Source organism: Pseudomonas sp. GW822-FHT03F08 (assembly GCF_058801265.1).
Window position 1 is genome coordinate 176,290 of record NZ_JBXANC010000001.1, and the last position, 20,328, is coordinate 196,617.

Here is a 20,328-nt window from a genome sequence, read left to right on the forward strand (position 1 = left end):
AAGGCCGGGCGGAACACTTTTTGCTGTCAGATGTGATCGGCGCCATTGCGTCGGCGTCATTACTGGCTCAATTTAGCGGCATCGCCTCGGAAGGCCTTCGCACTTCATGTCCTCGACCTCGTTTCGTCAGTCTTTGCGGCGCCTGTGGGCGCTGGATAAATTCAGCTACAGCGTGCGGGTGTTCATCGCCCTGACCGGCAGCATGGCGCTGTGCTGGTATCAGGATGAAATGGGGCTGCTGATCCCGCTGTTCCTCGGGATCATCGCCAGCGCCCTGGCCGAGACCGACGACAGTTGGCAGGGCCGCCTCAACGCACTGGCGGTGACGCTGGTGTGTTTCAGCGTCGCGGCGCTGTCGGTGGAATTGCTGTTCCCCTACCCCATCGTGTTCGTCATCGCTCTGGCACTGGCCAGTTTCGGCCTGACCATGCTCGGGGCGCTCGGCGAACGCTATGGCGCGATCGCTTCGGCGACCCTGATTCTTTCCGTCTACACCATGATCGGCGTCGACCAGCGTGGTGGCGCGGTCACGGATTTCTGGCACGAGCCGATGCTGCTGGTGGCCGGCGCCGCGTGGTACGGCTTGTTGTCGGTGCTGTGGCAGGCGATGTTTTCCAACCAGCCGGTGCAGCAGAGTCTGGCGCGGCTGTTCCGTGAACTGGGTTATTACCTGAAGCTGAAATCCTCGCTGTTCGAGCCGATCCGTCAGATGGATGTCGAAGCGCGGCGGCTGGAACTGGCTCAACAAAACGGCCGCGTCGTGGCGGCACTGAACAGCGCCAAGGAAATCATCCTGCACCGGGTCGGCAACGGTCGTCCCGGCTCGAAGGTCAGCCGTTACCTGAAGCTGTATTTTCTTGCCCAGGACATTCACGAACGCGCCAGTTCTTCGCACTATCCCTACAACGCGCTGGCCGAAGCGTTTTTCCACAGCGACGTGCTGTTCCGCTGCCAGCGTCTGCTGCGCCAGCAAGGCAAGGCCTGCCGGGCGCTGGCCGAATCGATCCAGATGCGCCAGCCGTTCATCTACGACGCGACATTCGCCGAAGCCCTGAGCGACCTGCACGCCTCCCTCGAACACCTGCGCATCCAGAGCAACCCGGCCTGGCGTGGACTGTTGCGCTCGCTGCGGGCACTGGCGGCCAACCTCGGCACCCTCGACCGTCTGCTCAGCGACGCGAGCAACCCTGATGCCTTGGCCGATGCCACCGACAGCAGCCTGCTCGACCGCTCGCCGCGTAACTTCAAGGACGTACTGGTTCGCCTGCGCACCCAACTGACACCGACGTCATTGCTGTTCCGCCACGCCCTGCGCCTGCCGCTGGCGTTGAGCATCGGTTACGGCATGGTGCATCTGATTCACCCGTCGCAAGGCTACTGGATCATCCTCACCACGCTGTTCGTCTGCCAGCCGAACTACGGCGCCACCCGACGCAAACTCGGCCAGCGGATTCTCGGCACCGCCATCGGCCTGACCATCGCCTGGGCGCTGTTCGATCTGTTCCCGAGCCCGCTGGTGCAGTCGTGCTTCGCCATCGCCGCCGGTGTGGTGTTCTTTACCAACCGCACCACCCGCTACACCGTGGCGACCGCCGCGATCACGATCATGGTGCTGTTCTGCTTCAACCAGGTCGGTGACGGTTACGGGCTGTTTGTGCCGCGCCTGTTCGATACCTTGCTCGGCAGTCTGATCGCAGGCCTGACGGTGATCCTGTTCCTGCCGGACTGGCAGGGTCGGCGCCTGAACAAAGTGCTGGCCAACACCCTGACCTGCAACAGCATCTACCTGCGCCAGATCATGCAGCAATACGCCGCCGGCAAGAGCGACGACCTCGCCTACCGCCTCGCCCGCCGCAACGCGCACAACGCCGACGCGGCGCTGTCGACCACGCTGGCAAACATGCTGATGGAGCCGGGGCATTTCCGGAAAGAGGCCGACGTTGGCTTCCGTTTCCTGGTGCTGTCGCACACGTTGCTCAGTTATCTGTCAGGCCTCGGCGCACACCGGGAAACCCAACTGCCGGCCGAGGTGCGTGAGCATCTGATCGATGGCGCCGGGGTGAAACTGGCCAGCAGCATCGACGAGATCGCCCAGGGTCTGGCGAGTAAACAGCCGATTGCGATTCAGAGCGATGAAGAAGAGGCGCTGGCCAATGAGCTAGAGCAAATGGCAGACGAGATCGACGAAGGCCAGCGACTGGTGCAGACGCAACTGGCGTTGATCTGCCGCCAGCTGGGCCCGTTGCGGACGCTGGCGGCGCATCTGATCAAGGACACCGGCGAGGCTTGAGCCGCCTCACATGCCATGCTGCCTGAGCAACTTGTCATAGCTGCCGTCGGCCTTCATCGCCGCAATCGCCTTGTCGAACCCGGCCACGATCTGTTCGTGCTCCGGGTTTTTCAGGCTGACCAGAATATGCAGACTGTTCTCGCTCAGCGGCTTGGGCAGGAACTCCACCGCGTTGCGCACTTTCGGTGATTCACGGGCCAGGTAATAGCGGGCGACGAACTCATCTTCCAGAGTCAGCTTGACCCGATCCGCCGCCAGCATGCGCACGGCCATCGCGAAGTTATGCACAGGGACTTTCTGCAACGCCGTGTCGGCATCGAACGGTGCGGAATAGGCGTAGCCGCGCACCACCGCAATCGGATAGGTGTGCAGTTCCTGCAAGTTGTTGTATTCGATGGGCGTGTCTTTGCGCTTGAGAAAACGCACACGGTTGAGCAGGTATTCGTCGGAAAACTGCCCCAGCTTCGTGCGCTCGTCGTTGTACCAGGCGTTGACCAGCACGTCGTAGCGCCCCTCGCCAACCCCGAGCAGCGCCCGCGCCCACGGCACCTGTTCGTAATCGCTGGCATAACCGGCCCGGGCCAGGGCCGTGCTGACAATGTCCGTGGCCAGCCCACCGTTGACCAGCGTGTCATCGGTAAACGGCGGCCAGACGTCGAAGACCAGACGCAATTTCTCCGCTGCAGCGCTTTGACCCAGCAACAGCAATCCGATCAAAGCAAACGCTCGATGCAATCGCGGCATGCTTGAAAATCCTTAGCGGGCGGGCCGCCCGGCGTGTTTTCAGTCAAAACCCCAAGGCCCCGTACCGGCGAATCCCAGGCCCTAACATTAGCTCATTGAAGCCGTTGCACAGCGCTTCTCTGCAGATTACACAAAGAAGTCGGCGGCGCGAGAAAGGAATGATGGCATTTTGGCCTTCGTCACAGATTATTGCGCCATACAGACATATTTCGACGGTGCGCTTAGTATCGGGCGACGTTGTTCAAGGAATCGGAAGATGACAATCGAGTGGGTCTGCAAACATCACAGCGATCTGGGACTGGAGCAGCTGTACGCCATTTTGAAATTGCGCTCGGAAGTGTTCGTGGTCGAACAGCGCTGCGCCTACCTGGACCCGGACGGTCAGGATCTGGATGGCGATACCTGCCACCTGATGGGCTGGGACGGTGATCAACTGGTGGCGTACCTGCGTCTGCTGGACCCGGAATCCCAGGGTGGCGACGTGGTGATCGGCCGCGTACTGACGGCACCGGCCGGACGTGGCAAAGGGCTGGGGCATGAAATGATGGAGCAGGCGCTGAAACAGGCCGAGAAGCGCTGGCCCGAGGTGCCGATCTATCTGTCGGCGCAGGCGCATTTGCAGGGCTATTACGGGCGGTATGGGTTTGTGGTGGCGGGTGAGGAATATCTGGAGGATGACATTCCACACATTGGCATGCGCAGGTCTTGAGATTCCCCCTTCGCGGGCTTGCCCGCGAAGGAACTGCATTGGTCAGGGATACTCGAGAACAGCCTTGATCTGCCGCAAATTCCGCTCGATCCACCCCCGATCAATCGCCCCCCACTCGCGAATCCGATAGCGCCCCGCATGATTGCGCGCGCCCTCTTCCTGTTCGAACTCGCAGACGATATCCAGATCCGCCAGCGCCGCGATGGTGTCCTGCGCCGTGCGCCGGGGCATGCCGGTGACTTCGGTCAGCGCCGGCACGCTGCTGGCCAGGCCGCTGTCGATCAGGTACGCCACGTACAAGCGCCGGTAGAAACTGCTCTTGGTCTTGCTTACGTCCATGCATGCACTCCGCTGTTTGATTTTTTATTGCATGTCTCGCCAGGTCAGATAGACCCGCAGGTCGAACTCGATCTGGTGATAGCCCGGCAGCATGTGATCACACAATTTGTAGAACGCCTTGTTGTGATCCGATTCCTTGAAGTGCGCCAGCTCGTGCACCACGATCATCTTCAGAAACTCCGGCGCGGCCTCCTTGAACAGCGAGGCGATGCGAATCTCTTTCTTGGCCTTGAGCTTGCCGCCTTGCACCCGAGAAACCGTGGTGTGCAGACCGAGGGCGCGATGGGTCAGATCGAGGCGGTTGTCGAACAAGACCTTGTCGATGGCCGGGGCGTTACGCAGGTATTCCTGTTTCAAATCGAGCGCGTAGCCATACAACGCCTTGTCGCTCTGCACATCGTGGCGGCCCGGATAGCGTTGGCTCAGGTAATCACCGAGGCGATCTTCGGCAATCAATTGGCGCACCTGATCCTGCAATTGCGCGGGATAGGCCTGGAGGTATTTCAACGCAGTCATGGGGCGGCACGGGTCATGAAAAGGCCGCCAGTGTAACGAATTCAACTGGCCAACGCGCTCCAGTCGAACGGCTCGGCAAAGCGCGTGGCGTCCTCGGCGACCAACGGCCGCGCCACCAGGAACCCTTGCACGTACTCGCAACCATGGGCTTGCAGCCATTGGTATTGCTCGACGGTTTCCACGCCTTCGGCAATCACCAGCAAGCCGTATTCCTTGCACAGCTCGATGACGCTGCGCACCAGCGAGGCGTCCCGGGACGAGTCCGGCAATCGGGCGATCAGGTGGCGATCGAGTTTGAGGGTATCCAGTTCCAGGTCGCGCAGATGCGACAACGAACAGGACCCGGAACCGAAATCATCCAGCGCCACCCGTACCCCGAGATTGCGCAGCAACCGCAGCTGTTTGCGCGTTTCATCGGGATTGACCGTCAGCGCCTCCTCGGTGACTTCCACTTCCATCTGATGCGGCTGCAAACCATGGCGCTCCAGCACCTGGCGCAATTCGGTCACCAGATTCGGCAGCCCGAACTGGGTATTGCTCAGGCTCACGCCGAGCACCAGATCCTTGGAAAACTCGGACTCCCAGGCCTTACGCTGCCCGGCGCCGCGATGATAGATCCAACTGCCGAGCCGGCTGATCAGCGTCGCCTCCTCCAGCAACGGCAGGAACAACCCCGGCGGCACGTCGCCGACGCTCGGATGCTGCCAGCGCAGCAACGCCTCGAAACCGCGAATCCTGCCGTCACCGATCGCCACCTGCGGCTGATACACCAGATTGAAATCACGGTTCTCGATGGCGTTGCGCACGCTCTCTTCCAGCATCAGCCGTGAGCGCGCGCGGCCGTTCATTTCATGATCGTAGAAGCGATATTGCTGACGCCCGGCGCGCTTGGCTTCGTACATGGCAATGTCCGAGGCGCGCATCAAACCGTCGAGGTTGTTGCCGCAATCCGGGTACGTCGCGATGCCGATGCTGGCGCCGAGGGCGATGTCCATGCCTTCGATCTGCTGACAGATCGACACTCGTTCGATGAGCTTCTCGGCGATCTTTGCTGCCTGTTCGGGGAATTCCAGATCCAGCAGCGCGGTGAACTCGTCACCGCCCATCCGCGCCAGAATGTCGAACGGTCGCAGGCAGGCTTTCAGTTGCTCGGAGACCCAGCGCAGCACCCGATCCCCGGCATCATGGCCGAGGGAGTCATTGACCCGTTTGAAGCCGTCGAGATCGAGGTACATCAACACCCAACTGCTGTCCGTGCGCTCGCCGCGCAGCAGCAGGTTCTCAACCGTCTGGTAGAAACCGCGACGATTAAGCAGTCCGGTCAACGGATCGGTGACTGCCTGAAATTCCAACTGCTGATGCAGATGACGCACCACCGACATGTCCAGCACCGTCACCACCATCGCGTGTTGCTCGCTCGGCAACGGCGCGCAGGAGAGTGCCACCGGCACCTGCTGACCCGGTGCGGTACGCAGCAACGCATCGTGTAATCGCAGCGTCTCGCCACGTTTGTAACTGGCATAAAACTCGGAATCGGCCCACAGCGGAATGTGCGGTTTCTGCAAGTAATCGAGAAACTCCTGCCCCTCCAACTCCTTCACCGGGGCATTCAGCAACCGCGAAATCGCCGGGTTGGCGAAGCGGATCAAACCATCCTCGGCCAGCACCAGAATCCCTTCGGCCGCGTTATCCAGCACCGACGCATTGAAGGCCCGCGCCGACTCCAGATCCTGACTCAAGCGCTGCAACGCCCGGCGATTGCGCTGGTGCTCCAGCAACGCCTGGACTTTCGGTTTGAGAATCTGTGGATCGAAGGGTTTGAACAGGTAATCCACCGCGCCACTGGCATAGCCCTTGATCACGGCGTCCTGGGACTGCTCGTTGGCGGTGAGGAAAATGATTGGCGTCAGCCGCGTTCGCTGGCTGCCACGCATCAGACGCGCGACCTCGAAACCGTCCATGCCCGGCATCTGCACATCCAGCAGCACCAGGTCGATGTCGTGTTCGAGCAACAGGCTGAGGGCTTCGAAACCGGAAGCCGCGGTCATCACCTGCCAGTCCTGGCGCTGCAACAACGCGCGCATGCTGATCAGATTTTCAGGGTAGTCATCAACGATCAAAAGGACTGAGCTGCCTTCACCTGGCGTGGGTTGCGCGCATTCCATGCTGCTTCTCTTGTCGGGACATCCAATCGGGACGCGGCCGGTTTCTCGTGAAAACCGTACAGTTACTGAGCCTTCACTCTAGTCCTGGATCCGAAAAAGCAGTAGCTGTCATCAGGCCATCATTTAACCAAACCGGTAAGAAGCCGACTAACGGTCATCGCTGCAGCCCCCGAAAACCGGGAAAGATGGCATTTCGACAGGATGTTGACGCCAATCATCCGCCAGACGGCCGTTAACAAAAAAACCCTCTACGCTTATAAAGGCCGCCCCCAAGAACCGCGGGCTAGAGCTTCTGGCACGCGCGTGCAGGAAAAATAGAGTGGAAGAACCGACATGATCGACCTCGCAACCTGGAACCTCAGCGTTCCCGTTGGCAGCCCGCCCTACACCGTCGAAACCTCCAAACTGGTGAACGGCTTCAAGGATCAGTACTTCCATTCCGACACCGGCACCCTGTTCTTCTGGTCCCCGGTGACCGGCTCGAAAACCGAAAACGCCATCTACCCGCGCACCGAACTGCGCGAAACCTACAGCAACGGCACCCTGCGCAACTGGTACTACCCGGACGCCGACAACCTGCTGCGCGCGACCCTTTCGGTCAATAAAGTGCCCAGTTCCGGCAAGATCGTCATCGGCCAGATCCATGCCTATGAAAGCCAGAAGCCGCTGGTGAAACTCGAGTATCAGTACAAGACCAAACTGGACTCCGGCAACCTGGTGATCAAGGTGCGGATGCACCCGGATGATGACGAAGGCCGGGTGATTACCCTGGCGACCGGGATCAAACTGGATCGCGAGTTCAATTACCTGATTCACCTGAGCCCCGGAGGTGCACTGGGTATCAGCGCGGCCGGGTATCAGTGGGACTCGCAGATCAGCGCCACGTGGCGCAACAAGCCGTTGTACTTCAAGGCGGGCGTGTATGTGCAGGACAACACCGGTTACACCAGCGAGGGTGGGCAGGTCACGTTCAGCAAGCTGGATATCGATCACGATAAATAGCGGCGGCGCGACCGTTTAAGGCTTCTGTTTAAAGGCAGCGCGCGTAACGTCCCGAAGCCTACAACGGCTTGCGTCGCTGCCTACCGGTACGCCAGAATCCGCCGGCTTGTGCGCCTGGAGGGCCATCGGTAGCTTGATCCGGGTCACTGATTCGCAGTGATCGGGTTTAGTAGCCCGAGGGTTCGCGAGGCGTATTTGCACTCCTGAAAGTGAGATATCTCGATATCTGCGCTTGATGGTAGCTGTACGCAGGGCGCTTTCGGGCGTGCCGGTTCGCGTCTCCCCGGTCTACTAACCTGCGTTCAGCTGCCACCCCATCGTTTAGTAGCGATCCGGTGTCGGCTCCATTTCCCGGAGACGAAACATGATTCAATCGACACCTCATCCGCCGGTCACAGACCCGGCCTCCCCCTACGAATCCCTCGATTCCAAAAAACTCAACGAAGCCGCCGAACGCGCCCTCGACCACTACCTCTGCCCCGGCGCCCGCATCATGGCCACGATCAACGAACCCGACCCCATGTACTTCGCCAACCCCGCCTACAACACCGAATCCCTGCTGGCCAACGCCAGCGAAACCCTCGGCTCCGCCAGCGAAATGCTCAACAACTTCGCCGCCACTCTCGCCCCCGCCGACCGCAAAACTGCGATAGGCATCGCACAGTTGGTAATGCTGGGGGAACTGGCGGTGAATCAGGCACTGGATCACGTAGAGCCACGCTAAGAATTTCAATCATCCGGAAACAACATTGGCTCAACAGAAACCCGTCTCTCGACGGGTTTCGTTTTTGATAAAGGAACTGATTTATTTCATAAAACCGTAACGCTGCGATTTTCTCCAGAACCTTATAGCAAAAAAACATACGGACAATAATAAAAAAACATAAAAGACTGTAATTTCTGACAGGTGTTAAAGCTCACACCCCTCAGTATTCTGGAGCCGCATATAAAAAACGAATCAAAGGGAGCGGATTTATTTATCAGGCGCTTGAACTCACCTGCAAAACAAATAAATCCCGCTCCTTTTCTCCTCAATAAATCACGTTTTTTATAAACCCCTGAATCACTGGAGAACTCATAATGCCCAGCCCTCTACCCCCCACAATCACAAGTGCCTTAGATCCATCAACAAACCCCATAGCAAATAACTCTGGCACCCTCTCGGGCAATACCATTACCTTCACCGGCGGCGGCTTGCCTGGAGTGACACTCAATATCACCGTAACTATAAATGGAGTAACACAACCCCCTTCAACGCCAAGTATATTAATCACCGCCAGTGCTACATGGACGGTCACTCTGACAGGACTACTAGCAGGCACAGCAGTTGTCACATTTACCGAATCAACAGCCAACCCGGTCGTAACATCACCCCCAGGAACGGCCTCATGGACGTTTACAGTGAAACTAGTTGTAAAAGAGGACTTCGCCGGGCTTCTTGGGCTTGATTTCAAAGCAAACTGGAGACATATAACTAGAAACAATATCCTCATTAGTTATAACAGCATGTACGAAGGGAGCATCAGAAGCGCCAGAGAGTTCTGGAACACAATACCTGCCGGCTTCACAGGAAAACTCGACGAGAATGTTCTTTGCTTGAATTACTTCCCTCTCCCCGACCCCAACGCCAACCCTAATTCATTGATGGTCCTAGGATTATGTAGTTCATCGACCAACAATTCATTTGCCTCATGGTCAAAAATAGAGTTCTATTACCTAAGCCACATCGACTGCACATTAACCATATACAATTCCGCCAGCACTACACCACTACAAAGAACGCTACCTAAAAACCCAACCACCCCATTACTATTTAGCATTTCATTACCCAACTCAACTACATTCAGTATATCCACATCCGTAAGTGCGACATCAGCTATACCCTTTAGTTTTCTTTTAGGAAATTTACAGCTTACTCCATAACAAACAGAAAAATGCCACTCACCCCAACAAAGATGCAATCCGGATAAAAGGCGGATAAAAGGGATAAAGATAAAAGGGGACAGATTTATTTATCTGCTGATCGATTAAATTAATCTGCCCCCCCGCTTTACTTTAGTTTCAACTCAGCCGACAGACATCAAATACCGGTCGTGCCGACTGGCTTTCGCTTTATTCCTGAGCCGACGGAGTCATTCAGCGCCACTACCCGCCCCGCATCCCATTCCCGCTGCATATCGGCAAACAACTCGCCATTCACTCGCGTCTGATGATTCGCCAAGGTTTGAGTCATCGCCTCGGCAATACGCTCGATGATCAATCCTGGCTTCTCCACTGAGCAATGCTTGCGCCCAAACTCGATCAGTTGTTGGCGATCTGGATAGTTTTTCACTTTGTTCATCTTGATGGCCAACGTGCGATCAACCAATGAACGGCCGGATTTGGGATTGTAGTTTTCGTAAACGGTTGTGGTGGTGACATCGAAAACGGGTGCCAATTGCACCGTTTCAAGCACATTGGGGTGGGTGTATATAACGCCGAAGTTCTTCAGATGAGCATCCCCGTTTCGAACCATCACCGAAAGGCAGACCGAAGAAAAAAAACGCTCCAACTCTCGAAGCGAATCACCATGCCGACAGACTTGGCCAATCACAGCAGCAAGCGTTTCGTAACTCTGTGAGTACTTGTAGTTGTCATGGGGATCCTTGTTGAGTCCCAACAGAACGGCCATGTCTTCAAACCCGAGACGACCAGCCTCTGTCAGGTCAAAGCGCTCCATCACAAACAAATCGCCGTTTTCGGACAGCCAGAACGGCGGCGTTTCCAGCCCGGAAAGTCGAGCGGCCTCCAGGCAGAGAAATTCGTTTTGCGCCAAGTGTGCGTACTCATCCGCGCCTGATTTGACGATCAGATCGGAGCTGAGCATGGTTTTCCGATTGCCGGTGAGTTTGTCCAGGTCGGGTACCAACACTTTGGGCTGCACACCTGAAATGCCCGACTCGAAATAGGTGTCGACCAGAAACTCGAAAACACCCTGCGAAACATCGGCAGACAGGATCTCCTGCAATCCGACTTGCGCACGCACGGATATCGGAGTCTCTATCGGATTCTGGTAGGTGAGGCGTCCGATCTGGTTCCCGCCGATGACCGATAACAGGCGCATCTCATCGACTTGCATGTGCTTGGCCATCCGGCGCTTGATCTGATCCGCCAGAAACCCTTCAGGCACATTCATATCGAAGATCGGATGCAGCACGTTGCTCACCGAGGGCGTCGGGTCATAGGGCATGACCAGTGAGACCTCCCTCGTTGCATCAGCGGATTGGTAGGCAAAGGAAAACTGCGATCCCCTGGACAACTCGCCGGAGAAGCCTTGAGGCGTGGTGACGTTGAGCCGTTTGACTTTACTCATCGTGCTCTACCAGGTCGGCCAGGGATTTGAGGTCAATGCGGTTATCGACAATTTCCAGCGCCATGCCCAGCGCTGACAACACCCTGAACGCGGTGTAGAGCGCGACATTCTCGCCGGCCTCAAGGTCAATGATGGTTTTGCGGCTGCATTTGGCTCTGTGGGCCAATATCGCTTGGCTATAGCCTTTGGCCCGACGCAATTGCCGAATTCTTTCACCGAAAACAGCGGGATTGGGGAGCAGCATAAATGTCACCCATATGGGACTTTTTACAATATAGAATCGATTATGTCCGTTATTGGTTACATTTCAAGCGCCTTGCGTCAGTCGACTGCTTGATAAAACTCCAGGCAAAAAAAACCCGCCTCACGGCGGGTTTCTTTTAAATCAGCTCAACACCCAGTCTCAATTGACCTTGGCGTTCAACTCACCCTTCAGATAACGCTGATACATGCTTTCCAGCGAGATCGGCTTGATCTTCGAAGCGTTGCCGGCAGTACCGAAAGCTTCGTAACGAGCGATACACACGTCGCGCATCGCCTTCACGGTTTCGCCGAAGAATTTACGTGGGTCGAATTCGCTCGGGTTGGTGGCCATCAGGCGACGCATGGCGCCGGTGGATGCCAGACGCAGGTCGGTGTCGATGTTGACCTTGCGCACGCCGTGCTTGATGCCTTCGACGATTTCTTCAACCGGTACGCCGTAGGTTTCTTTGATGTCGCCGCCGTACTGGTTGATGATCGCCAGCCACTCTTGTGGAACCGACGAGGAACCGTGCATCACCAGGTGGGTGTTCGGGATGCGTTTGTGGATTTCCTTGATGCGGTCGATCGCCAGCACGTCGCCGGTAGGTGGCTTGGTGAACTTGTAGGCGCCGTGGCTGGTGCCGATGGCGATGGCCAGGGCATCGACCTGAGTCTTCTTGACGAAGTCAGCGGCTTCTTCCGGGTCAGTCAGCATCTGGCTGTGATCCAGAACGCCTTCGGCGCCGATGCCGTCTTCTTCACCGGCCATGCCGGTTTCCAGCGAACCCAGGCAGCCCAGCTCGCCTTCAACCGAAACGCCGCAGGCGTGAGCCATGGCGACGGTTTGTTGGGTAACACGGACGTTGTATTCGTAGTCGGTCGGCGTCTTGCCGTCTTCGCCGAGGGAGCCGTCCATCATCACCGAGCTGAAGCCCAGCTGAATCGAGCGCTGGCAGACGTCAGGGCTGGTGCCGTGGTCCTGGTGCATGCAGACCGGGATGTGCGGGAATTCTTCGATCGCGGCCAGGATCAGGTGACGCAGGAACGGCGCGCCAGCGTATTTGCGAGCGCCGGCCGAAGCCTGAACGATCACCGGGGAGTCAGTCTTGTCAGCGGCTTCCATGATGGCGCGCATCTGCTCAAGGTTGTTGACGTTGAAGGCTGGAACGCCGTAGCCGAATTCGGCTGCGTGGTCCAGCATCTGGCGCATGCTGATAAGTGCCATTGTGTGTGTCTCTCCCGGTTTGGGTCGTTAATCGTGCCAGCCTGCCGGAGCGGCGGCGGCTATTCAAGTGATTGCGGATCGGGGGTCGGCCCCGGCCCGGTGATTCGGTGCAGCAAATTCTGTTTTATTCGGCTTTGCAGCCCCGGCCGATCAAATCATTGGTAGCGACCCAGTAGACCAGACCTTCATTACCTTTGATGTGAAACGCCAGCATGTCGTCGCTGTACAACGCGCCCGAGGCGCCCGGCTCTTCTTTCAGGCGATAGACCTGATCGCCACCACCTAGCCGCACATCGACTGCCTTCTGGCCGGCATCGGTGAAGCGCCACAGCACCTTGGCCTGGCTGTCGCAGGTCCAGGTGGTCCAGTTATCCACAGGGGCGGATGACTGGAACGGGTTCCACTGCGCGCAACCACCCAACAATCCCAATGCCGCAACGGCGATCAAGCCTTTCATCCGTGTTCCTCGACCGGCAGCACACGCCACCGGCCCTGAGTTAAAGAGTCAGACCGGTCAAGGACAACCATGTTCCTTGGCCGGGGTTTGCGTCTCGTATTTGTCCAGGCCTTCCGGACCCGAGCGCTTGTTCAGCACCGGGTTGGTTTCGGCCTGCCAGTCGGCCTGGTAGCAGCCTTTCTGTGCCTCGCCGGGTGCCGGTTCCGGCGCAGCCTTCGGGTTACTCCCGCAGGCTGCCAATGTACCGGTCAGCAGCAACAGCGCTAACGACTTGACCATCTGAACACTCCTTTGCCTGGCCAAACGGGCGGCCTCAGGCCTTGGCCCGGCTTTCCAGGACTTCAACGGCCGGCAGCACCTTGCCTTCGACGAACTCGAGGAACGCGCCACCGCCGGTGGAAATGTAGGAGATCTTTTCCGCCACGCCATATTTATCGATGGCGGCCAGGGTGTCGCCACCGCCGGCAATCGAGAACGCAGCGCTGTCGGCGATGGCCTGGGCCAGTACTTTGGTGCCGTTGCCGAACTGGTCGAATTCGAACACGCCGACCGGGCCGTTCCACAGGATGGTTTTCGACGACTTCAGCAGTTCGGCGAAGTTGGCGGCGGTCTGCGGACCGATGTCGAGGATCATGTCGTCGGCAGCAACGTCAGCGATCAGCTTCACAGTCGCTTCGGCGCTTTCAGCGAATTCCTTGGCAACCACGACGTCCACCGGCAGCGGCACGCTGACCTTGGCGGCGATGGCGCGAGCGGTGTCCAGCAGGTCCGGCTCGTACAGCGACTTGCCGACCGGGTGACCGGCCGCAGCGAGGAAGGTGTTGGCGATGCCGCCGCCGACGATCAGTTGATCGCAGATCTGGCTCAGGCTGTTCAGCACGTCGAGTTTGGTCGACACCTTGGAACCGGCAACGATGGCCGCCATTGGTTTGGCCGGCGCGCCCAGGGCTTTGCCCAGCGCGTCGAGTTCAGCGGCCAGCAGCGGGCCGGCAGCGGCGACTTTGGCGAACTTGGCAACGCCGTGGGTCGAGCCTTCGGCGCGGTGAGCGGTGCCGAAAGCGTCCATCACGAACACGTCGCACAGGGCGGCGTATTGCTGGGCCAGTTCGTCGGCGTTCTTTTTCTCGCCCTTGTTGAAGCGCACGTTTTCGAACAGCACGATGTCGCCGGCCTTGACGTCAACGCCGCCCAGGTAGTCGGCCACCAGCGGCACTTCGCGGCCCAGGGCCTTGCTCAGGTAGTCGGCGACGGGCTTGAGGCTGTTCTCGGCGGAGAACTCGCCTTCGGTCGGACGACCCAGGTGCGAGCAGACCATCACGGCCGCGCCTTTTTCCAGGGCCAGCTTGATGGTCGGCAGCGAAGCCAGGATACGCGCATCGCTGGTGACAACACCGTCCTTGACTGGGACGTTGAGGTCTTCGCGGATCAATACGCGCTTACCTTGCAGATCGAGGTCGGACATCTTCAACACGGTCATGGGTCGCACTTCCTACGGTTTTTTTGAAGTCGCTGTTTGCAGATAGTGTTCTGCAACATCCAGCATTCGGTTGGCAAAACCCCATTCGTTGTCGAACCAGGCCAGGATGTTCACCAGCCGAGGGCCGGAAACGCGGGTCTGACTGGCATCGACGATGGCCGAATGTGGGTCATGGTTGAAATCACAACTTGCGTGAGGCAATTCGGTGTAGGCCAGCAGACCTTTGAGCGGGCCGCTGGTGGCGGCGTCGCGCAGGATCCGGTTGACCTCGCCGGCGTCGGTGTCGCTCGCGGTCTGCATCGTGATGTCGAGGCAGGACACGTTGACCGTCGGCACGCGTACGGCTTTGGCCTGAATTCGCCCGGCAAGTTCCGGCAGCAGACGCTCGATACCGCGCGCCAGACCAGTGGACACCGGGATCACCGACTGGAACGCCGAACGGGTGCGGCGCAGGTCTTCGTGGTGATAGGCGTCGATCACCGGCTGATCGTTCATCGCCGAGTGAATCGTGGTGATCGACACGTAATCCAGGCCGACTGCCTGATCCAGCAGACGCAACAGCGGCACGCCGCAATTGGTGGTGCAGGAGGCGTTGGACACCAGCAGTTCGTCACCGGTCAGGCAATCCTGATTGACGCCGTAGACGATGGTGGCGTCGACATCCGCCTCGCTGGCCATCGGCTGCGAGAACAGCACCCGTGGCGCGCCGGCGTCGAGGAAACGCTGGCCGTCTTCGCGGGTGTGGTAGGCGCCTGAGCATTCGAGCACCAGATCGACGCCAAGCGACGCCCAATCGATGCCTTCGGGGGTGGCACTGCGCAGGACCTTCACGCAGTTGCCATTGATATGCAGACAATCGCCGTCGACCTTCACTTCACCGGGAAACCGGCCGTGGGTGGAGTCGAAGCGTGTCAGGTATTCGATGCTGGCCATGTCGGCCAGATCGTTGATCGCGACAATTTCAAACCCGGCCTTCTCGCCTCGCTCGAACAACGCACGCAAGACGCAACGACCAATCCGGCCGTAGCCGTTGAGTGCAACTTTGTAGGGACGCGGTTGAGGCATGGGGTTCTCGATAGTATTCGCTAACAACACAACCCTATGCAGGAGTTGCCGAAGGCTGCGTTCTTTTGATCCTGTTTTTAAGATCAAGATCAAAAGAACGCAGCCTTCGGCAGCGCCTACAGGGGAATGCGGTGGCCAGGGCCACCGCATTCGTACTGCTTAGTCTTCCAGCAGCTCTTCAGCCTGACCCAGGATGTTTTCCAGGGTGAAGCCGAACTCTTCGAACAGGGCCGGAGCCGGAGCCGATTCGCCGTAGGTGGTCATGCCGATCACGCGACCTTCCAGACCCACGTACTTGAACCAGAAGTCGGCGTGGGCCGCTTCGATCGCGATACGCGCGCCAACCTGCAACGGCAGGACCGATTGCTTGTAGCTGGCGTCCTGAGCATCGAACAGGCTGGTGCAAGGCATGGAAACCACGCGCACCTTGCGGCCTTGCTCGGTCAGTTTGTCGAAGGCCTGAACGGCCAGGCCGACTTCCGAACCGGTGGCGATCAGGATCAGCTCAGGCTCGCCTGCGCAGTCCTTCAGCACGTAGCCACCACGGCTGATGTCGGCGATCTGGCCGGCATCACGGGTTTGGTGCTGCAGGTTCTGACGCGAGAAGATCAGCGCCGACGGGCCGTCCTTGCGCTCCAAGGCGTTTTTCCAGGCCACTGCCGATTCAACGGCATCGGCTGGACGCCATGTGTCGAGGTTCGGCGTGGTACGCAGGCTGGTCAATTGCTCGATCGGCTGGTGCGTCGGGCCGTCTTCGCCCAGACCGATGGAGTCGTGGGTATAGACGTGGATCACACGCTGCTTCATCAGTGCGGACATGCGCACCGCGTTGCGGGCGTATTCCATGAACATCAGGAAGGTCGCGCCGTAAGGCACCAGGCCGCCGTGCAGGGCAACGCCGTTCATGATCGCGGTCATGCCGAATTCGCGCACGCCGTAGTACATGTAGTTGCCGCTGGCGTCTTCGGCGCTGACGCCTTTGCAGCCTTTCCACAGAGTCAGGTTGGAACCGGCCAGGTCAGCCGAACCGCCCAGCACTTCCGGCAGCAGAGGGCCGAACGCGTTCAGGGCATTCTGGCTGGCTTTACGGCTGGCGATGGTTTCGCCCTTGGCCGCGACTTCAGCGATGTAGGCCGAAGCCTTCTCGGAGAAATCAGCCGGCAGCTCGCCGCTCAGACGACGGATCAGTTCGTTGGCTTCGGTCGGGAACGCGGCGGAGTAGGCAGCGAAACGCTGGTCCCACTCGGACTCGACGGCGCGGCCCTTTTCCTTGGCATCCCACTCGGCGTAGATGTCGGCCGGGATTTCGAACGGACCGTGGTTCCAGTTCAGCGCTTGACGGGTCAGGGCGATTTCCGCGTCACCCAGCGGGGCGCCGTGGCAGTCTTCCTTGCCTTGCTTGTTCGGCGAACCGAAACCAATGGTGGTCTTGCAGCAGATCAGGGTCGGCAGCGGGCTCTTGCGAGCGGTGTCGATGGCAGTCTTGATCTCTTCCGGGTCGTGACCGTCGACGTTGCGGATCACCTGCCAGTTGTAGGCTTCGAAACGCTTCGGCGTGTCGTCGGTGAACCAGCCTTCGACTTCGCCGTCGATGGAGATGCCGTTGTCATCGTAGAAGGCGATCAGCTTGCCCAGGCCCAGCGTACCGGCCAGGGAAGCGACTTCGTGGGAAATGCCTTCCATCATGCAGCCATCACCCAGGAACACGTAGGTGTGGTGGTCGACGATGTTGTGGCCAGGACGGTTGAATTGCGCGCCCAGTACCTTTTCAGCCAGGGCGAAGCCCACGGCGTTGGCCAGACCCTGACCCAGCGGGCCGGTGGTGGTTTCAACGCCCGGGGTGTAACCGAATTCCGGGTGACCCGGGGTGCGGCTGTGCAATTGACGGAACTGTTTCAGGTCGTCGATCGACAGGTCGTAACCGGTCAGGTGCAGCAGCGAGTAGATCAACATCGAGCCGTGGCCGTTGGACAGCACGAAGCGGTCACGGTCAGCGAACGATGGATTGCTCGGGTTGTGCTTGAGGTAGTCGCGCCAAAGCACTTCGGCGATATCTGCCATACCCATAGGGGCACCGGGATGGCCGCTGTTGGCTTTTTGCACGGCATCCATGCTGAGGGCACGAATGGCGTTGGCACGCTCACGACGGCTAGGCATCGCTGATCTCCTGGGTTTGAATAGATTGAAACGGAAAAAAGGAGGGCATTTTCCCTCACCCGAGCGCCTCGGGGCAATGACAGATAGTCATCCGGAGACGTTTTTCCCATGGATAACATCGGTTTCGGCTGGTGAAACCTTTCCGCTGTTCGTCTGTAGAGTTAACCGGTCAGTGAGAAGTGCAATAAAAAGTGCCACCCATCGAGCAATATCAAAACTTTTTGATATTGGCCTTGCGGTGTTTTCCGGCCGTCTCTAGACTGCTGGCCCTATGAACTTACGCGTGCCTTCCATTCGCCATGACGATTGCGACGAGCTGGCGGCCCTGTGCAAGGCCGGCGGCGATCCGCTGCGGCTGAATGTATTGCGCGCCCTGGCCAACGATTCGTTCGGCGTTCTGGAACTGGCGCAGATCTTCGATATCGGCCAGTCCGGCATGAGCCATCACCTTAAAGTGTTGGCACAGGCGGATCTGGTGGCGACTCGCCGTGAAGGCAATGCGGTTTTCTATCGCCGCGCCCTGCCCCACACCGAGTTGCTGGGCGGCAAGTTGCACGCGGCGTTGTTAGAAGAAGTCGACAATCTGGCGCTGCCGGCCGACGTGGAAACGCGGATCGCACAAGTACACGGGCAGCGTGCTGCCAACAGCCAGGACTTTTTCGCACGGGTCGCAGAGAAATTCCGCGCCCAGCAGGATTTGATTGCCGGCCTGCCGCAGTACCGTGAAAGCGTGCTGGCCCTGCTCGACAAACTGAATTTCGATGGTGCAGCCTCGGCCATCGAAGTCGGCCCCGGCGATGGTGCTTTCCTGCCGGAACTGGCCCGTCGTTTCGGCACCGTAACCGCACTGGACAACAGCGCGGCGATGCTCGAACTGGCCCGCCAGGTATGTGAACGTGAAAAGCTGGCTAACGTCAGCCTGCAATTGGCCGATGCATTGAATGGCGTGAGCCTTCAGGCCGATTGCGTGGTGTTGAACATGGTGTTGCACCATTTCGCCGCGCCGGCCGAAGCGCTCAAGCACATGGCCAGCCTGCTGCAACCGGGCGGTAGCCTGCTCGTGACAGAGTTATGTAGCCACAACCAGAGTTGGGCCAGGGAGGCCTGCGGTGATCTGTGGTTGGGGTTTGAACAGGACGATCTGGCCCGTTGGGCCACCGCTGCGGGACTCGTTCCCGGGGACAGCCTCTATGTAGGCTTACGTAATGGTTTCCAGATTCAGGTCCGCCATTTTCAGCGACCGGCTGGCGACACTCACCATCGGTAAATTCAGGAAAACATCGAGATGAGCGAATACTCCCTCTTCACCTCCGAGTCCGTGTCCGAAGGGCATCCGGACAAAATCGCCGACCAGATTTCCGATGCGGTGCTGGACGCCATCATCACCCAGGACAAACACGCACGCGTTGCCGTGGAAACCCTGGTCAAGACTGGCGTGGCCATCGTTGCCGGTGAAGTGACCACCAGCGCCTGGGTCGATCTGGAAGAGATCGTGCGTAACGTGATTCTCGACATCGGCTACAACAGCTCCGACGTCGGCTTCGACGGCGCGACCTGCGGCGTGATGAACATCATCGGCAAGCAGTCCCCTGACATCAACCAGGGTGTTGACCGTGCCAAGCCTGAAGATCAGGGCGCCGGCGACCAGGGCCTGATGTTCGGCTACGCCAGCAACGAAACCGACGTGCTGATGCCAGCACCGATCACCTTCTCGCACCAGTTGGTTCAGCGCCAGGCCGAAGCCCGCAAATCGGGTCTGCTGCCTTGGCTGCGCCCGGACGCCAAGTCGCAAGTGACTTGCCGTTACGAAGGCGGCAAGGTTGTGGGTATCGACGCTGTTGTTCTGTCGACCCAGCACAACCCTGAAGTGTCGTACAAAGACCTGCGCGAAGGCGTGATGGAGCTGATCGTCAAGCACGTGTTGCCTGCCGAACTGCTGAGCAAGGACACCCAGTTCCACATCAACCCGACCGGCCAGTTCATCATTGGCGGCCCGGTAGGTGACTGCGGTCTGACCGGTCGCAAGATCATCGTCGACAGCTACGGCGGCATGGCCCGTCACGGCGGTGGCGCATTCTCCGGTAAAGATCCATCGAAGGTTGACCGTTCGGCCGCCTACGCTGGCCGTTATGTTGCCAAGAACATCGTGGCTGCCGGCCTGGCCGAGCGTTGCGAGATTCAGGTTTCCTACGCGATCGGTGTGGCCCAGCCTACCTCGATCTCGCTGAACACCTTCGGCACCGGCAAGATCAGCGATGACAAGATCATCAAACTGGTCCGCGAAGTGTTCGACCTGCGTCCATACGCAATCACCACCATGCTCGACCTGCTGCACCCGATGTACCAGGAAACCGCAGCCTACGGCCACTTCGGCCGCGCTCCGCAGACCAAGACCGTTGGCGAAGACACCTTCACCACGTTCACCTGGGAAAAAACCGACCGCGCCGACGCTCTGCGTTCTGCTGCCGGCCTGTAATTTCCCTGGCGGTACAAGAAGCCCCGCACGGTTCGCACCGTGCGGGGCTTTTTCATGGCCGCGAAACAACCGGCAAAACAGCCGGCCGACCCGCTTGAAAATCCCGGCTAG

19 protein-coding genes are annotated in these 20,328 nt (G+C 58.9%); 7 read left to right on the forward strand and 12 right to left on the reverse strand.

Going from position 1 to position 20,328, the window contains the following annotated elements:
• The first annotated feature begins 106 nt into the window (after positions 1-106).
• Positions 107-2,290, forward strand: coding sequence for a YccS family putative transporter (gene yccS / locus AC1RME_RS00760; protein WP_096817731.1), 2,184 nt, complete (start codon positions 107-109; stop codon positions 2,288-2,290).
• Positions 2,291-2,296: 6 nt separating this feature from the next.
• Here yccS and AC1RME_RS00765 read toward each other — a convergent pair whose 3' ends face one another.
• The gene (locus AC1RME_RS00765; protein ID WP_096817728.1) at positions 2,297-3,034 is read right to left on the reverse strand and encodes a substrate-binding periplasmic protein; all 738 of its coding nucleotides are present in this window, start codon (positions 3,032-3,034) and stop codon (positions 2,297-2,299) included.
• Positions 3,035-3,290: 256 nt separating this feature from the next.
• Here AC1RME_RS00765 and AC1RME_RS00770 point away from each other — a divergent pair, with 256 nt between their 5' ends.
• Positions 3,291-3,743: a GNAT family N-acetyltransferase gene (locus tag AC1RME_RS00770; RefSeq protein ID WP_011336314.1), complete on the forward strand. Its 453-nt coding sequence runs from the start codon at positions 3,291-3,293 to the stop codon at positions 3,741-3,743.
• A 42-nt stretch (positions 3,744-3,785) separates the two neighbouring features.
• Here AC1RME_RS00770 and AC1RME_RS00775 read toward each other — a convergent pair whose 3' ends face one another.
• From AC1RME_RS00775 to AC1RME_RS00785, 3 genes are read right to left on the reverse strand one after another with little or no spacing between them, the layout of a single operon-like run.
• A complete protein-coding gene (locus AC1RME_RS00775; protein WP_007894945.1) occupies positions 3,786-4,082 on the reverse strand; it encodes a winged helix-turn-helix domain-containing protein in 297 nt (98 codons plus the stop codon).
• A 24-nt stretch (positions 4,083-4,106) separates the two neighbouring features.
• Entirely contained in the window at positions 4,107-4,598 is a 492-nt protein-coding gene (locus AC1RME_RS00780) for a YgjP-like metallopeptidase domain-containing protein (RefSeq protein WP_096817726.1), read from the reverse strand.
• 41 nt (positions 4,599-4,639) lie between these two features.
• Positions 4,640-6,763 carry a putative bifunctional diguanylate cyclase/phosphodiesterase gene (locus AC1RME_RS00785; RefSeq protein WP_096817724.1) on the reverse strand — a complete coding sequence of 708 codons (2,124 nt, stop codon included), beginning with the start codon at positions 6,761-6,763 and terminating at the stop codon, positions 4,640-4,642.
• A 333-nt stretch (positions 6,764-7,096) separates the two neighbouring features.
• Here AC1RME_RS00785 and AC1RME_RS00790 point away from each other — a divergent pair, with 333 nt between their 5' ends.
• From AC1RME_RS00790 to AC1RME_RS00800, 3 genes are all read left to right on the forward strand, one after another.
• On the forward strand, positions 7,097-7,765 hold the full coding sequence (locus AC1RME_RS00790) for a polysaccharide lyase family 7 protein (protein ID WP_096817722.1): 669 nt from the start codon (positions 7,097-7,099) through the stop codon (positions 7,763-7,765).
• A gap of 364 nt (positions 7,766-8,129) precedes the next feature.
• A complete protein-coding gene (locus AC1RME_RS00795; RefSeq protein ID WP_493090261.1) occupies positions 8,130-8,489 on the forward strand; it encodes a DUF6124 family protein in 360 nt (119 codons plus the stop codon).
• Positions 8,490-8,845: 356 nt separating this feature from the next.
• Positions 8,846-9,688: a hypothetical protein gene (locus AC1RME_RS00800; RefSeq protein ID WP_493090263.1), complete on the forward strand. Its 843-nt coding sequence runs from the start codon at positions 8,846-8,848 to the stop codon at positions 9,686-9,688.
• Positions 9,689-9,845: 157 nt separating this feature from the next.
• On the opposite strand, the gene AC1RME_RS00805 is transcribed toward AC1RME_RS00800, so the two are convergent.
• From AC1RME_RS00805 to tkt, 8 genes are all read right to left on the reverse strand, one after another.
• The gene (locus tag AC1RME_RS00805; protein ID WP_493090265.1) at positions 9,846-11,117 is read right to left on the reverse strand and encodes a type II toxin-antitoxin system HipA family toxin; all 1,272 of its coding nucleotides are present in this window, start codon (positions 11,115-11,117) and stop codon (positions 9,846-9,848) included.
• A complete protein-coding gene (locus AC1RME_RS00810) occupies positions 11,110-11,361 on the reverse strand; it encodes a helix-turn-helix transcriptional regulator (protein ID WP_102619726.1) in 252 nt (83 codons plus the stop codon). Before AC1RME_RS00810 ends, AC1RME_RS00805 begins: the two co-directional genes overlap by 8 nt.
• 159 nt (positions 11,362-11,520) lie before the next feature.
• Entirely contained in the window at positions 11,521-12,585 is a 1,065-nt protein-coding gene (gene fba, locus AC1RME_RS00815; protein WP_007959708.1) for a class II fructose-bisphosphate aldolase, read from the reverse strand.
• A 124-nt stretch (positions 12,586-12,709) separates the two neighbouring features.
• Positions 12,710-13,042, reverse strand: a complete 333-nt coding sequence (locus tag AC1RME_RS00820) for an MliC family protein (RefSeq protein ID WP_096817719.1) — start codon at positions 13,040-13,042, stop codon at positions 12,710-12,712.
• 57 nt (positions 13,043-13,099) lie between these two features.
• On the reverse strand, positions 13,100-13,321 hold the full coding sequence (locus AC1RME_RS00825; protein ID WP_085688661.1) for a hypothetical protein: 222 nt from the start codon (positions 13,319-13,321) through the stop codon (positions 13,100-13,102).
• 34 nt (positions 13,322-13,355) lie between these two features.
• Complete coding sequence (locus tag AC1RME_RS00830) at positions 13,356-14,519, reverse strand: phosphoglycerate kinase (RefSeq protein WP_102619725.1); 1,164 nt, start codon at positions 14,517-14,519, stop codon at positions 13,356-13,358.
• A gap of 12 nt (positions 14,520-14,531) precedes the next feature.
• Positions 14,532-15,584 (reverse strand): erythrose-4-phosphate dehydrogenase, encoded by a 1,053-nt coding sequence (gene epd, locus AC1RME_RS00835; RefSeq protein WP_096817715.1) that lies wholly within the window; start codon positions 15,582-15,584, stop codon positions 14,532-14,534.
• Positions 15,585-15,743: 159 nt separating this feature from the next.
• Entirely contained in the window at positions 15,744-17,741 is a 1,998-nt protein-coding gene (gene tkt, locus AC1RME_RS00840; protein WP_493090268.1) for a transketolase, read from the reverse strand.
• Between the two features lie 271 nt (positions 17,742-18,012).
• On the opposite strand from tkt, the gene AC1RME_RS00845 reads away from it, so the two are divergent.
• Positions 18,013-19,008, forward strand: coding sequence for an ArsR/SmtB family transcription factor (locus AC1RME_RS00845; RefSeq protein ID WP_096817712.1), 996 nt, complete (start codon positions 18,013-18,015; stop codon positions 19,006-19,008).
• A gap of 18 nt (positions 19,009-19,026) precedes the next feature.
• On the forward strand, positions 19,027-20,217 hold the full coding sequence (gene metK, locus AC1RME_RS00850; RefSeq protein ID WP_096817710.1) for a methionine adenosyltransferase: 1,191 nt from the start codon (positions 19,027-19,029) through the stop codon (positions 20,215-20,217).
• The last annotated feature ends 111 nt before the right edge of the window (positions 20,218-20,328 follow it).

Excerpts from the sequence above, each read along its gene's own strand:
- yccS (WP_096817731.1), top strand. The coding sequence starts at position 107 with ATGTCCTCGACCTCGTTTCGTCAGTCTTTGCGGCGCCTGTGGGCGCTG.
- AC1RME_RS00765 (WP_096817728.1), bottom strand. The coding sequence starts at position 3,034 with ATGCCGCGATTGCATCGAGCGTTTGCTTTGATCGGATTGCTGTTGCTG.
- AC1RME_RS00770 (WP_011336314.1), top strand. The coding sequence starts at position 3,291 with ATGACAATCGAGTGGGTCTGCAAACATCACAGCGATCTGGGACTGGAG.
- AC1RME_RS00775 (WP_007894945.1), bottom strand. The coding sequence starts at position 4,082 with ATGGACGTAAGCAAGACCAAGAGCAGTTTCTACCGGCGCTTGTACGTG.
- AC1RME_RS00780 (WP_096817726.1), bottom strand. The coding sequence starts at position 4,598 with ATGACTGCGTTGAAATACCTCCAGGCCTATCCCGCGCAATTGCAGGAT.
- AC1RME_RS00785 (WP_096817724.1), bottom strand. The coding sequence starts at position 6,763 with ATGGAATGCGCGCAACCCACGCCAGGTGAAGGCAGCTCAGTCCTTTTG.
- AC1RME_RS00790 (WP_096817722.1), top strand. The coding sequence starts at position 7,097 with ATGATCGACCTCGCAACCTGGAACCTCAGCGTTCCCGTTGGCAGCCCG.
- AC1RME_RS00795 (WP_493090261.1), top strand. The coding sequence starts at position 8,130 with ATGATTCAATCGACACCTCATCCGCCGGTCACAGACCCGGCCTCCCCC.
- AC1RME_RS00800 (WP_493090263.1), top strand. The coding sequence starts at position 8,846 with ATGCCCAGCCCTCTACCCCCCACAATCACAAGTGCCTTAGATCCATCA.
- AC1RME_RS00805 (WP_493090265.1), bottom strand. The coding sequence starts at position 11,117 with ATGAGTAAAGTCAAACGGCTCAACGTCACCACGCCTCAAGGCTTCTCC.
- AC1RME_RS00810 (WP_102619726.1), bottom strand. The coding sequence starts at position 11,361 with ATGCTGCTCCCCAATCCCGCTGTTTTCGGTGAAAGAATTCGGCAATTG.
- fba (WP_007959708.1), bottom strand. The coding sequence starts at position 12,585 with ATGGCACTTATCAGCATGCGCCAGATGCTGGACCACGCAGCCGAATTC.
- AC1RME_RS00820 (WP_096817719.1), bottom strand. The coding sequence starts at position 13,042 with ATGAAAGGCTTGATCGCCGTTGCGGCATTGGGATTGTTGGGTGGTTGC.
- AC1RME_RS00825 (WP_085688661.1), bottom strand. The coding sequence starts at position 13,321 with ATGGTCAAGTCGTTAGCGCTGTTGCTGCTGACCGGTACATTGGCAGCC.
- AC1RME_RS00830 (WP_102619725.1), bottom strand. The coding sequence starts at position 14,519 with ATGACCGTGTTGAAGATGTCCGACCTCGATCTGCAAGGTAAGCGCGTA.
- epd (WP_096817715.1), bottom strand. The coding sequence starts at position 15,584 with ATGCCTCAACCGCGTCCCTACAAAGTTGCACTCAACGGCTACGGCCGG.
- tkt (WP_493090268.1), bottom strand. The coding sequence starts at position 17,741 with ATGCCTAGCCGTCGTGAGCGTGCCAACGCCATTCGTGCCCTCAGCATG.
- AC1RME_RS00845 (WP_096817712.1), top strand. The coding sequence starts at position 18,013 with ATGAACTTACGCGTGCCTTCCATTCGCCATGACGATTGCGACGAGCTG.
- metK (WP_096817710.1), top strand. The coding sequence starts at position 19,027 with ATGAGCGAATACTCCCTCTTCACCTCCGAGTCCGTGTCCGAAGGGCAT.